Annotated in this window: 13 protein-coding genes; 8 read left to right on the plus strand and 5 right to left on the minus strand. The window is 49.7% G+C overall.

The window, feature by feature from the left end; translation table 11 throughout:
* Positions 1-79 precede the first annotated feature (79 nt).
* Positions 80-493 carry an organic hydroperoxide resistance protein gene (locus KNP03_RS07950; RefSeq protein WP_214827845.1) on the plus strand — a complete coding sequence of 138 codons (414 nt, stop codon included), beginning with the start codon at positions 80-82 and terminating at the stop codon, positions 491-493.
* A 94-nt stretch (positions 494-587) separates the two neighbouring features.
* The gene (locus KNP03_RS07955) at positions 588-1427 is read left to right on the plus strand and encodes a metallophosphoesterase (protein WP_214827848.1); all 840 of its coding nucleotides are present in this window, start codon (positions 588-590) and stop codon (positions 1425-1427) included.
* 39 nt (positions 1428-1466) lie between these two features.
* Here the strand turns inward: KNP03_RS07955 and KNP03_RS07960 are convergent, their stop codons facing one another.
* From KNP03_RS07960 to abc-f, 3 genes are all read right to left on the minus strand, one after another.
* The gene (locus tag KNP03_RS07960) at positions 1467-2369 is read right to left on the minus strand and encodes a cation diffusion facilitator family transporter (protein WP_214827851.1); all 903 of its coding nucleotides are present in this window, start codon (positions 2367-2369) and stop codon (positions 1467-1469) included.
* A gap of 117 nt (positions 2370-2486) precedes the next feature.
* The gene (locus tag KNP03_RS07965; protein ID WP_214827854.1) at positions 2487-3239 is read right to left on the minus strand and encodes a hypothetical protein; all 753 of its coding nucleotides are present in this window, start codon (positions 3237-3239) and stop codon (positions 2487-2489) included.
* Positions 3240-3268: 29 nt separating this feature from the next.
* Complete coding sequence (abc-f, locus tag KNP03_RS07970; RefSeq protein ID WP_214827856.1) at positions 3269-4951, minus strand: ribosomal protection-like ABC-F family protein; 1683 nt, start codon at positions 4949-4951, stop codon at positions 3269-3271.
* A 379-nt stretch (positions 4952-5330) separates the two neighbouring features.
* Here abc-f and KNP03_RS07975 point away from each other — a divergent pair, with 379 nt between their 5' ends.
* From KNP03_RS07975 to KNP03_RS07985, 3 genes are all read left to right on the plus strand, one after another.
* Positions 5331-6227 (plus strand): MBL fold metallo-hydrolase, encoded by an 897-nt coding sequence (locus KNP03_RS07975; RefSeq protein ID WP_240544507.1) that lies wholly within the window; start codon positions 5331-5333, stop codon positions 6225-6227.
* 61 nt (positions 6228-6288) lie between these two features.
* On the plus strand, positions 6289-7122 hold the full coding sequence (locus tag KNP03_RS07980) for an aldo/keto reductase (protein WP_214827862.1): 834 nt from the start codon (positions 6289-6291) through the stop codon (positions 7120-7122).
* A 12-nt stretch (positions 7123-7134) separates the two neighbouring features.
* Positions 7135-7749: a PH domain-containing protein gene (locus tag KNP03_RS07985; RefSeq protein ID WP_214827864.1), complete on the plus strand. Its 615-nt coding sequence runs from the start codon at positions 7135-7137 to the stop codon at positions 7747-7749.
* Positions 7750-7805: 56 nt separating this feature from the next.
* Here KNP03_RS07985 and KNP03_RS07990 read toward each other — a convergent pair whose 3' ends face one another.
* Complete coding sequence (locus tag KNP03_RS07990) at positions 7806-8327, minus strand: DUF1836 domain-containing protein (protein WP_214827866.1); 522 nt, start codon at positions 8325-8327, stop codon at positions 7806-7808.
* A 126-nt stretch (positions 8328-8453) separates the two neighbouring features.
* Between KNP03_RS07990 and trhA the strand changes: the two genes are divergently transcribed.
* The 3 genes from trhA (at position 8454) to KNP03_RS08005 (ending at position 11194) form a co-directional block, all read left to right on the plus strand.
* The gene (gene trhA / locus KNP03_RS07995) at positions 8454-9098 is read left to right on the plus strand and encodes a PAQR family membrane homeostasis protein TrhA (protein WP_074032708.1); all 645 of its coding nucleotides are present in this window, start codon (positions 8454-8456) and stop codon (positions 9096-9098) included.
* Positions 9099-9184: 86 nt separating this feature from the next.
* A complete protein-coding gene (locus tag KNP03_RS08000; protein WP_214827868.1) occupies positions 9185-9880 on the plus strand; it encodes a DsbA family oxidoreductase in 696 nt (231 codons plus the stop codon).
* A gap of 96 nt (positions 9881-9976) precedes the next feature.
* The gene (locus KNP03_RS08005) at positions 9977-11194 is read left to right on the plus strand and encodes an MFS transporter (protein ID WP_214827870.1); all 1218 of its coding nucleotides are present in this window, start codon (positions 9977-9979) and stop codon (positions 11192-11194) included.
* 21 nt (positions 11195-11215) lie between these two features.
* Here KNP03_RS08005 and KNP03_RS08010 read toward each other — a convergent pair whose 3' ends face one another.
* Positions 11216-12310 (minus strand): MBL fold metallo-hydrolase, encoded by a 1095-nt coding sequence (locus KNP03_RS08010; protein WP_214827872.1) that lies wholly within the window; start codon positions 12308-12310, stop codon positions 11216-11218.
* Positions 12311-12465: the final 155 nt, after the last annotated feature.

Consider the following 12465-nt stretch of genomic DNA (forward strand, 5'->3'; position numbering starts at 1 on the left):
ATTTGCGAAACTTTTTGACTCCTCTATAATTTAAATTGTGCACAACTTAATTGTTTAAAATTGATTGGAGGAATCTCGAATGAAACCATTATTCACAGCCTCAGCAACTGCAATCGGTGGCCGTGAGGGACGTGTCACGTCAACTGACGGAATCATCGACATGAACGTCTCGATGCCTGGCGCTAAAAAAACCGAAGAAGCGACGAACCCGGAACAACTCTTTGCAGCGGGCTATGCAGCTTGTTTCGGCAGTGCCCTCAACTTGATCATCGGAAAAGAACGCATCCAAACTGAAGGGTCAAGCGTCACCGGTCACGTCACGCTCAATCAAAGTGAAGACGGCTTCTTCATCTCCGTCGAACTCGAAGTTGAAATTAAAGGGGTCGACCAGGCGACGGCAGAGCGACTCGTCGAAGCAGCTCATCAAGTTTGCCCATACTCGAAAGCGACTCGCGGCAATGTGGACGTCAAACTGACGGCGATCGCTGCGTAATCCTACATCCCACTCCTCGAGTGGGATTTTTTGATTTCATTTACCTCTTCACGGGTAAGAGTATAGCACGACATAAAAAGGGGGGCGGACGACTGTGTGGAAACGAAAGAGAACGTATCTATTCCTGATACTCGGCCTGATTTTGGCCACTGCAACCTATAACGGTCTGACCGTCCGGACTTATGAGGTGACCTCAGACAAGCTCCGCTCCGACCAATCCCTTCGGATCATTTTATTATCTGATTTACATAGCGCTTCCTATGGCTACAAGCAATCCATCTTAATCAACAACATCAAAGCGCAACAGCCTGACTTGATCGCCCTACCGGGTGACTTGATCGACCGCTTCCGTTCACCAGATGCTGCGTTTGATTTAATTGAGGGACTAAAAGGCATCGCTCCCATGTACTTTGTCACGGGGAATCATGAAATCGATGATTCCGATGACTTCATTCGCCACGACGTCGTCAACGTTTTCCGTTCCTCAGGCGTGACCGTCTTAGAGAACGAATGGGAAGAAATCACGATCAATGACATCCCGCTCGTCATCGGTGGACTCGAGGATCCGCTCCGGATCTATACAGAAAATATATATGCCGATTGGGAGGCTTCAGCCGTCTCCGACTTAGGGGATGTTGATTCCGAAGATACATTGAATATCCTTCTGTCCCATCGCGCTGAGCTGATTGACACGTACGCCGCTCTCCCATTCGACCTCGTCTTGTCCGGTCATGCACATGGCGGTCAGTTCCGAATCCCGTATCTCCTGAATGGATTATTCGCACCCGACCAAGGTTTTTTCCCGAAATATGCAGGCGGACTGTATGAACACGAGACGTTCACCCACATCATCGGGCGCGGGTTCGATTATAGCTTCAGCATCCCTCGGATCTACAATCCCCCGGAAATCGTGGTCATTGATGTACATGGCTAAAAAGACGGATCCCATAATAATCGGGAGCCGTCTTTGCCGTTACCAGATGATTCGTTCTTCACAACCTTGATGTTCCCGTTCGATTTGTACGGTCGACCGTTCGAACGATCCATATTTTCGAATCCGTTCTGTCACTAATCGCAATACATCCTGGTCATCTGTCGCCTCACCGATCAGGACGTGACAGGTGACCGCATGCTCACTTGAGGAGATCGACCAGACGTGCAAATCATGCACTTCTTTTACGCCTTCCACTTCAGCAATCTCCGCTTGCATCGCCCGTACGTCAATCTGTTCCGGTGAGCCTTCCATCAGGATATGGATGGCATCCCGCGTGACACGGTATCCGCTGATCAAGATTAGGACGGCGACAAGAATACTGGCGACCGGATCTGCCCATGCCCAGCCGAAAAACAGGATCAAAAGCGCCGCCGAGATGGCACCGACCGATCCGAGCAGGTCCCCGAATACATGTAAGAGCGCACTTTTCACGTTCAAGTTATCTTTCTCACCCCGCATCAAAATCCATGCGGCAAGAATATTGACTACGAGCCCGATGACGGCCACAATCAGCATGCCTCCGCTCAAAATTTTCGGTGGTGAGAAAAAGCGCTGATAGGCCTCGAACAGGATATAAATCGAAATGACGAGTAACGTCAGCCCATTTATAAACGCAGCTAAAATTTCAAATCGACGATAACCGAACGTTCGATTCGGTGTCGCTTTCTTCGCTCCAAACCGGACAGCTAAGAAGCTGAGTCCGAGTGCCGCCGCATCCCCGAGCATGTGCCCCGCATCAGACAACAAGGCCAAGCTATTCGTCCATAATCCGCCAACGACCTCGACGACCATGAACGTGGCAATCAATAGAAATGCCCAAAATAATGCTTTTTGGTTTGATGAATGATGATCGTGATTGTGATGATCATGATGATGTCCCATAAACGAATCACTCCTTCTACTCTCTATAGTATTCCATTTTCCACAAACATTCAAACGAACATTTGAATGTTAACTTAAAAAGTTGGTCGAAGAAGTGCTCCCCCTTCGACCAGCTCGTTATTTCTTTTCTAAACGGACGCGCATGACGCCACTATAAGGGAACAACTTCAACTGATAGTTCTCCCCTTCGTACCAGATTCCAGACGCCTGTTCACTCGTCGCTTCCACGTCAGGTGAAGTGACGGCCTGTTTGTCCCAATCCACGGCGCGGACTTGCTGATTTCGAACCATTAAGAAAAACCCATCATAAAAATGATACTCGTTCACCTGATCCCGTTGGACGACGAGGGGAGAACCGATTTGTTCACGAACGGTCGCCACGTCTTTCCCAATCCAGTCCAACACACTCTCGGACGCCGAAGGGACGACTTGCTGCCACGCGGCAACGACTTCATCGTCAGACAACGCCTGCGCATCTGTTGTCACACTTTCTTCGGTCACCCAACCTGTCATCCGCTCGTTCAACTGGACTTTTACAAATCCGCTGATTGTCTCGAGTCGTTCATACTTATCCCCGAGGTCCGCCTCATACACGACGGTCTCGCGATCATCCGCATACACGGTCGTAAACGGCTTTCCGATGTAAACGTGATCCGTCGAGTCTCCGTCAACCGGTTTCTCCGTTTCTGCCCCGACCATCTCCGTCGCAATCTCATCCGAGTTGGGTAACGCGGTATCTTCTTTCGGGTCTAATAGTGCAGCCAATGCGATCATGCCGACCAATGCAAGAAGTAATGCAATGACCGATGTCGTCCGAAACAGTCGCTTCCGCCTCCGCGTCGCAGCCCGTGACAATCGTCCTACTTTCATCCTATCCACTCCTAATCCATTCGATTCATTTATTCCGTTTCGTCAAACGGGATCACGTTTCCTGCCTCATCGATATATTTCGTTGGGGCCATCGATAACTCATCCATCGTGCGAACGGTCGCCTCCACATCCACAGACTCTTCTTTCCCATTCCCTTCATAGATAAGAAAACCGTCCTGACTGAGTTCAATCGTCCTCGAAGTCAAGCGGTGGAACAAGCGATCATGGGAAATCAAGATTAACCCGCCCCGATAGACAGACAAAGCCGCTTCGATCTGCTCCCGGGTCGCCACATCCAAGTAGTTCGTCGGTTCGTCGAGCGCAAGAAGTTGGGCATCCGAAAAGTAAAGGATCAGGAAAGCGATGCGACACTTTTCTCCCATACTCGCCTCTTGAATCGGTCGATGCACTTCCTCCCGTCGAAACAGGAAATGCGCCAGTAAGGTTCTCGCCTCCGTCTCCGAAATGTCGCTGTTTGAAAGGAGCGCCTCAAGGAGTGTCCCCTGTTGTGGCAACCGCTCGAGCGTTTGCGAAAAATAGCCGATCTTCAACTTGGGATGGCGTCTGATTGTCCCGCTCATCGGTTCGAGATCACCAATGAGCAGTTTCATCAGGGTCGTCTTCCCGCTCCCGTTCGGTCCGATAATCGAAATCCGGTCCCCTTTTTGAATTGAGAACGACATCGGGTCGTACAACGGGCAATCATACCCGAACGTCACATCCTCACAAGTGAGCCAAGTTTTTGCCTCGAGTTCCTCTGCCTGGAAACGTACGGAGATGGGCGTTTCTTCTTTCGGTTTCGTCGGACGTCCTTGTTCAAGCTGTTCAAGCTGTTGCTCCCGCGCCTTCATTTTGACGGCCAGATTGGCCACCCCTTTTTGAGCGCCGGGACTACGGACGCTCGCTGTCGCTTTCGCTTGCAGGTGCCACCCTTTATATCGCTTGATCATATCGATTAACTCCGCTTTTCGAGTGAGGTAACGCGCATGTGCCCGTTCATCGCGCACTCGTTCCTCTTCCTTTTGACGCTTGTAGGCACGATAGTTTCCCGGATAACGCGTCACTCGTCCGTCCTCAAGTTCCAGAATGACGGTCGCCACATCCTCGATGAACTGCCGATCGTGGGAGATGAGAAGAACCGTCCCTGAAAAATCTTTCACCCAGGAAGTGAGCCAATGAATTGAATCGAGATCCAGATGATTCGTTGGTTCGTCTAATAAGACGACATCGACTGAGCGCATCGACAGTCTCGCAAGTTGCGTCCGCGTCTGCTCCCCCCCGCTCAAATCACGGAGTCTTCGGTTTGCCAGATGATCAATCCCAAGACGTTTGAGCGCCTGTCTCGCTTCCGACTCAAATGAATAGATGTCTTGTTCAAGCGCGCGTTCATAAGCACACAACACGCGTTCGTCGTCTCCGGAAAAGACTTCTTCATACAGGTGAAATCGCGTCATATCGCTCCGCAAGACAAACTCCATCACCGTCTGGGACTCGTCTTCGATCGTCTGCTCAACGACCCCGACTTCTCCTTTTACCTCAATCATCCCTTCATCGGGTTGGATGTCCTGTGCAATCAACTTGAAAAGCGTTGTCTTCCCAGTTCCGTTCTGCCCAAAAAGAACGGCTCTTTCGCCGGCCGCGACTTCGAACGAGACCGATTCAAATAATGGTTTCCGGTCATAGTCAAACCGGACATTTTTTACATGTAGCATATCGTTTCACCTCGCTTAATCGTCCGATACGTGATGAAACAAAAAACACCATCCGCCAGCAGGCGATGGTGTGAAGGAATCCGTTCAAGCAGAAAGGCAGGCTTCTCCCTTGGCTCGAAAAAGGACACACTTCACCCGAGACTGTTCGTGCGAACAGTGATGATTCGTCTCATCGGTTGAGTGAATGTGAATTTTTCATGGCACCAAGTACCTTCCTTTCCTAGTCTACTGCCACTTTAACAAATTGAAAGCGCGTTCGCAACACCCTCCCCACAATTTCCCATTTTTTTCTACACCTCAAGGCGGATGCGGTCGTTGCCTTGTCACGGTATGATGGCACTATAATCGAACATCGAGGTGATTTAGGATGCGACGACGTATGCTCATTCCCAGTGCCGTTTTGGCCAGTGTCGGTACATTTTTATATACAAGATTGAAAAGGCGGCTTCCTCGCCCCCACTTTAAAACCCCTTCCGTGAAGCCAAACCTGCAGACGATTGACGACACGAACGTCCAAGCGACATGGATTGGGCACTCGACTGTGCTCATCCATTGGTACGGGCTCAAAATTTTGACAGACCCTGTCTTCTCAAAACGAATCGGCGTCCATCTCGGTCCCGTGACCGTCGGGATGAAACGCCATACGGCACCTGCACTCTCTATCGAAGAAATCGGACCGATTGATGTCATCCTGCTCAGTCATGCCCATATGGATCATTTTGACCATAAGAGCCTAAAGCGCCTCATCACGCGAGATACGATCGTCGTGTCGGCACCCGGAACGAATCGGTTATTGAGACGTTACCCGAGCCTTCAGACGATCGAGCTCCACCCAGAGGATAAAGTGACGCTCGGAAACGGGTTAGAGGTGCGGGCGATCCCGGTCAAACATTGGGGCAACCGCTTCCCGTGGGATAAAAATATGGGGTATAACGGATATCTGCTCAAATATAAAGGCATCCGGATGCTATTTGCCGGAGATACAGCCTATACCGAGACTTTCACCGGACTGGCAGATCGGGAGCCGATCGACCTTGCCTTCTTCCCGATCGGTGCCTATCAGCCGGATTCGTTCCAGGAAGCACACTGTACACCTGAGCAAGCCTGGACAATGTTTAAACAAAGCGGTGCCAAACGATTTTTCCCAATGCATTGGGACACGTTCGTCTTGTCTTATGAACCTGTCGAAGAGCCATATGACCGTCTCATTGCAGCAGCGAAACTCGAGCGTGACCAAATTGTGATCAAGTCGCACGGAGAAAGTGTCCGCCTCTAGTTTTCCCTTCCCCTACACTTAAATTTTCGGTAACGTTAGAGATGAGAGGGAGGGAATAATCATGGAATGGACTACATTGAACAATGAAGTAAACATGCCGATGCTCGGGCTCGGCGTCTACAAAGTAGAAGATGGGGATGTGACGGTCGACACGGTCAAAGCAGCACTCGATTCCGGTTACCGACTGATCGATACAGCAGCGATTTATCAAAATGAAGAGAGTGTCGGTCAAGCGATTCGCGAGTCAGGGATTCCACGTGAAGAAATCTTCGTGACGACGAAGCTTTGGAACGAATTCCACGGATTTGATGAAGCGTTACAAGCTTACCAGGACAGCCTCGACCGGCTCGGTCTCGAATATGTCGACTTGTTCCTGATTCACTGGCCGATGCCGCGTCACGGCAAATTCATTGAAACGTACAAAGCACTCGAACGATTGTATGAAGAAGGACGGGTCCGCGCCATCGGCGTCTCCAACTTCGAAATCGAGCACCTCGAACAAATCATTCAGTCGTGCTCGATTGTTCCGGCTGTGAATCAGGTCGAGATTCATCCGTACTTGTCTCAAAAAGATTTGATTGCCTTCTGCAAACGATATGATATTCAAATTCAAGCGTGGAGTCCACTCATGAAAGGACGCGAAGCGCTCGAAGATGACACGATTGTCGAGATTGCGAACCGTCACGGCAAATCACCGGCTCAAGTCATCTTGCGCTGGCACTTACAAAATGGGGTCGCTGTCATCCCGAAATCAGTGACACCAAGCCGTATCCAGGAAAACATTCAAGTCTTCGACTTCACGTTGACTGAAGACGAGATGGTTGCCATGGATGCGCTCAATCGTCATGAACGGACAGGATCTGACCCGAAAGAAATGCACAAAATCCATTATTGAGGAGTGAGTGACATGTTCAAAAAACTAGCTTCCGATTTGACCGGCTTCAGCGATATCGGGGAGGTCATCGACCCGTCGGACTTTGGAAAAGCGGACGCCGACGATTACGTCCTCCACGAGGATCAAGAGAAGATCTACTTTTTGATCAAATCGAAATCTGATGAGTATTGCTTCACGAACTTGGCCATGATTCATTTAGACGGAACGAGTGCAGTCAGTTCGAAACGTCTGCTTCACCGTTATCCGTATTCACATCACCCGATCAAACAGGTCATGTTCGAGACGGCCGGAACGGTCGACCTCGATGTGGAAGTGAAGTTCATCATCGGTGACAAACCGTACTCGATTGATATTCATAAAAAGCAAATCGAACACGTCAAAGACTTATATAAAGCGCTCCTCGCGATCGAAGAGATCCAACGGGAAGGACGCCGTATGATGGAGTATGCGAATACGTCGCTCACGCATTCGGTCTCAATCTTAAGTGGACTCCGTGAAGGGGACATGAACGTGCCGAACACGTTCAAGGAATTGAACGAGCAATCGTTCGACTGGTTACAACGTCACTATCATGAGTGGAACCGCAAAGATTTCGGCGACGTCTACGAGAAGTACATCAATAATTGAGAAGGACGTTCACATCGATAAAAACTCCTCCGCACACGACTGGTGCGGAGGAGTTTTTATGTTTGCTCGTCAATCAGCTGTTCGGCCAGCCGCTGGTACAAGTGACTCATATGGACGGCAGATGCGATAGCAAGAGACCGTTGGACACCGCTCTCTTTTTCGACCGACGAATTCAAAAGTGTATCCGCCTGGACTTCAAACGCTTCTAGATTCTTTACTTTCTGCGCCTGGTACGCTTCATAGAAGTCCTCGAGTGAGAACGTCTCATCCGCCTCATTCAACGGACGGAGCGTCTCCTTAATGTCACTGATCGACAAAAGACCCTTCATCTCATAGATCAAACTGAGTAACATCAGATGTTCATTCGTATACTTCTTATTTTTGACGGGATGGAACAGCTTGCCTTTGGCGTAGTTGTTGATCATCGTCTTCGTCAAAATTGTCTCAGCCTCGTCACGTTTCATCTTGCCATAATGCTGCTCGAACAATTGGATGACCTGGTCCATGTATAAATCAATCGTCGGCAACACTTCACGCGGGAGCGTCCCTTCCGTTTCGGTAATATGCTTCGCTTTCATCCGTCTCACCTCATTTCTCAGTATAAAGAAATCTTCTATTTGTCGAAAGGTATTCCTTGCTGTTTATTCTCCTTCAGTATATCATGTAGTTATCGATACTACATGACGTAATAAGGAGTGTTTTACATGAATTCGATTTTCCGTGAACCGATCAACGCGCTAACGCATCTCGCTGGCGCGGTACTCGCTTTCATTGCGCTGATTGCGATGGTCGTCAAAGCTTCACTACTTGGCTCACCCCTTGCGATTATGGCTGCGATTTTATTCGGGATCAGCCTCGTCTTTCTTTATTTATCGTCAGGTCTTTACCATAGCATCATCGCCTCACCGAACGTCATCGCGTTCTTCCGACGAATCGATCATGCGATGATTTATGCGTTGATTGCGGGTACATACGCACCGCTCACGCTCCTCGCGCTCGAAGGACCGACACGCTGGGTCCTGTTCGGTACCGTTCACGCGCTCGCCTTGTTTGGCATCGTGTTTAAACTCGTTTGGTTCCACGCCCCCCGCTTCTTGTCGACAGCTCTTTATATCGGGATGGGCTGGTTGTCGGTCTTTTTCATTGGACCGCTTCATGACGTGATCGGCAACGCCGGAATCTTCTGGCTCGTGTTAGGCGGGGTGATGTATACGATTGGCGGACTCATCTACGGGTTCAAACCGAAGTTCGTCAACTGGCGCGGTTGGGGATTCCATGAGGTGTTCCACTTATTCATCTTGTTCGGAAGCTTTGCCCACTTCGTCTGTGTCTTCTGGTACGTGTTCTAAGTCCTCCTTGTGAGGACTTTTTTCATGAGCCGTTTCCTGTACTTTGAATTCAAGATTTCCTACACTGTTTGTAGGAGGGATGATTGATGAAAATTCAAGTATGGTCAGATTATGTCTGCCCGTTTTGTTATATTGGAAAGCGCCGCTTAGAAGAGGCGCTCGAACAGTTCCCGCATGCGGAACAAGTTGAAGTCGAATTCAAGAGCTTTGAACTCGACCCAAACGCGCCGACGAACGATTCACGTACCATTTATGAGGCGCTCGCGACGAAATATCAGATGCCGATTGAGCAAGCGAAAGGGACGACAGCGCAAGTCGCGGCACAAGCCCGTGAGGTCGGACTCGATTACGATTTTGAAAACATGGTCGTCACGGGTACGCTCGATTCACATCGTTTGACGCATTATGCGAAGACGGTCGGAAAAGAAAAAGAATTGTCGGAAGCATTGCTTCAGGCTTACTTCGTCGACGCGAAACACATCGGGAACCACGATGCACTTCTTGAAATCGCGACAAGCGTCGGTCTCGACCGTGACGCTGTCCGTGAAGTCTTGACGACAGATGTGTATACGGAAGACGTTCGTGCCGAAGAGAAGCGCGCAAGCGACCTCGGGATCACAGGTGTGCCGTTCTTCGTATTCGACAACAAATACGGGGTATCTGGTGCTCAGCCGACGGAAGCCTTCACGCAAGTACTCGAAAAAGTATGGTCTGAAAACAACCCGACAATCCAAGTCCTTTCAAACGGTGCGACCTGCACCGATGACAACTGTGACATTTGATTCAGGAGAAGCCGACGTTCGGCTTCTTTTTTGTGGTATTCTCCATCCCACTACTTGATAATAGTGTTTAGCATAAAAGAATCGAGGACTACATCTATGTGGAAAAATCGAAACGTCTGGATCATTTTGACCGGTGAGTTCATCGCTGGTTTAGGTCTATGGCTCGGCATCATCGGAAACTTGGAGTTTATGCAAGACCGTGTGCCGTCTGACTTTATTAAGGCGGTCATTCTCGCCATCGGCTTACTCGCTGGCGTCGCCATCGGTCCGCTCGCGGGGCGCTTGACCGATCAGGGATCGAAGAAGAACATCATGCTCATCTCGAGCATCGTGCGTGCCCTCAGTGTTTTATTCATGTTTGTCGCCATTGAAACGAACTCCGTCGCTTGGATGGTCATTTTCTTGATCATCCTCCAAGGGTCGGCCGCTTTTTACTTCCCCGCCCTACAGGCAGCGATTCCGCTCATCGTGAAGGAACGGGAACTCCTCGCCTTGAACGGGGTTCATATGAATGTCTCGACGCTGTCGCGGGTCATCGGAACGGCGATTGCGGGAGTGTTACTCACGCTCATCTCTCTCCGAAACGTTTATGCGCTCTCGCTCGTCGCTTATTTATTACTGGCTGTCGCCACGTTGTTTTTACGTCTTGATGAATCAAAGACACCTGCCGCTAAAAAGGTGGATGCCAAACCGTCGAGCGGGTTCAAGGACGTCTTCCCGATCATCAAGTCCATCCCCGTCATTTTCATGACGCTCATCATGACGCTCATTCCACTTCTTTTCATCGGTGGATTCAACTTGCTCGTCATCAACATTAGCGAGCTTCAGGATTCAACCGCCATCAAAGGTTGGATTTATACGGCAGAAGGGCTCGCCTTCATGACGGGTGCGTTTTTGATCAAGCGAATCGGAGAAAAATTCTCTGCATTCACGATTTTGTTCACGTTCTCGTTCATGATCGGAATCGCCCAGCTCATGCTGTACTTCGCGGATATTCCGTTCATGTCGATTTTCGCCTTTGTCGTGTTCGGTTTTTCGGTCGGTTGTTTCTTCCCGACAGCGGTCACGATCTTCCAGACACGGATGCCGAAAGAATATCACGGTCGTTTCTTCTCGTTCCGTAACATGCTCGACCGGATCGTCTTTCAAATCGTACTGCTCGTGACCGGATTTTTCCTCGACTTGATTGGACTTCAACTAATGGTCGTCTTGTTCGGCGTCAGTTCGCTCGTCCTGACGGCTGTATTTTTATCGTATTCACGTAAACATCAACTTCACCTCGACAAAGATGACCCGGAGCAGTTGTCTTCATAAAAAAACAAGCGGTGACCTCGGTCATCGCTTGTTTGCGTCATTCATGTCTCGCCACCACGTTGTCGTATCGTTCCGACCGTCGAGTGTGATCCGTTCGCCGATGATCGGCGTGAGGACTTGCTCTTTCGGTAATAACGTCGCCATTTTTTCAGCCGGGTCGAACCAATCATGGAACGATAGTGTGAAAGCCCCCCAATGAATCGGCATCATTTGATCGGCACGAAGATCTTTAAACGCCTGTGCTGTTTCTTCCGGCTGCATATGGACATCAGGCCAGCGCACATCATATTGTCCACATTCGAGTGCCGCAAAATCAAACGGACCGTAATGTTCACCGATTTCCTTGAAGTGCGGGCCATATCCGCTGTCCCCGCTGAAGAATAGACGGTCTGTCTCGCCTAGTACCACCCATGAAGCCCATAGCGTGCTGTTGCGGTCGTTGAGGGATCGACCGGAGAAATGGCGTGCGGGTGTACAAACGAACGTCCACGTCCCAAACTGGTAAGACTCGTTCCAATCCCGCTCGACAATCCGTTCTGCCCCGACTCCCCATCGTTTCAGATGGCTTCCAACGCCGAGCGGCACGATGAACAGCGCAACTTTGTCTTTGATCGCCTGAATCGTACCGTAATCGAGATGGTCATAATGGTCATGTGTCAACAAGACGACATCGATTTCAGGTAAGTCATCGAGTTCAAACGGTAAGTCTTCACTGAACCGCTCGTTTTTGGCGAACGGAAGCGGTGAAGGACTGCGTCCGAACATCGGGTCGACAAGCATCGTCTTTCCGTCCATCTGTACCATCAAAGCCGAATGCCCCAACCAGAAGATACGTGTGAAGCTCGAACCGAGCTTTTCAGTAAAGTCGATTGGGACAATCGGGAGCCGTTCCGTCGGTTTTCGAAGCGAAGTCACGTCCTTATAATCCCGTGCCATCGACACCATATCCTCTGCTGAAAAACGCATCGGTGTCTCGATTTGATTCCGAAACTTGCCGTTCACACGGTTTGGCGATTGTAAGGACTTCGGTTTTTTTCCGAGCGGTTTATATTGCGTCAACACCGTCCCTGTCACAGCCGCCACACCAATTAATGAGTACAATAACGCTTTTTTCATATTGCTCCTCTTTTCTATGTATCGTTGAGATGTTTCAATCCACTACTCGAAAATATCATCCTGGTGAGAAAAAATCTTGGTCACTTAAAACGTATCATTTATTTAGAAATATACGGTGCCTTGACTTAAGTCAAGGCACGTCTCCCACAAATCTT

This window comes from Exiguobacterium algae (assembly GCF_018617875.1).
GTDB lineage: Bacteria > Bacillota > Bacilli > Exiguobacteriales > Exiguobacteriaceae > Exiguobacterium > Exiguobacterium algae.

Bases quoted from the DNA above. Each gene is read 5' to 3' on its own strand.
- KNP03_RS07985 (WP_214827864.1), top strand. From the start codon at position 7,135: ATGTTCAAAAAACTAGCTTCCGATTTGACCGGCTTCAGCGATATCGGG.
- KNP03_RS07960 (WP_214827851.1), bottom strand. From the start codon at position 2,369: ATGGGACATCATCATGATCATCACAATCACGATCATCATTCATCAAAC.
- KNP03_RS07990 (WP_214827866.1), bottom strand. From the start codon at position 8,327: ATGAAAGCGAAGCATATTACCGAAACGGAAGGGACGCTCCCGCGTGAA.
- KNP03_RS08010 (WP_214827872.1), bottom strand. From the start codon at position 12,310: ATGAAAAAAGCGTTATTGTACTCATTAATTGGTGTGGCGGCTGTGACA.
- KNP03_RS07980 (WP_214827862.1), top strand. From the start codon at position 6,289: ATGGAATGGACTACATTGAACAATGAAGTAAACATGCCGATGCTCGGG.
- KNP03_RS07950 (WP_214827845.1), top strand. From the start codon at position 80: ATGAAACCATTATTCACAGCCTCAGCAACTGCAATCGGTGGCCGTGAG.
- KNP03_RS08000 (WP_214827868.1), top strand. From the start codon at position 9,185: ATGAAAATTCAAGTATGGTCAGATTATGTCTGCCCGTTTTGTTATATT.
- KNP03_RS07975 (WP_240544507.1), top strand. From the start codon at position 5,331: ATGCTCATTCCCAGTGCCGTTTTGGCCAGTGTCGGTACATTTTTATAT.
- trhA (WP_074032708.1), top strand. From the start codon at position 8,454: ATGAATTCGATTTTCCGTGAACCGATCAACGCGCTAACGCATCTCGCT.
- abc-f (WP_214827856.1), bottom strand. From the start codon at position 4,951: ATGCTACATGTAAAAAATGTCCGGTTTGACTATGACCGGAAACCATTA.
- KNP03_RS07965 (WP_214827854.1), bottom strand. From the start codon at position 3,239: ATGAAAGTAGGACGATTGTCACGGGCTGCGACGCGGAGGCGGAAGCGA.
- KNP03_RS08005 (WP_214827870.1), top strand. From the start codon at position 9,977: ATGTGGAAAAATCGAAACGTCTGGATCATTTTGACCGGTGAGTTCATC.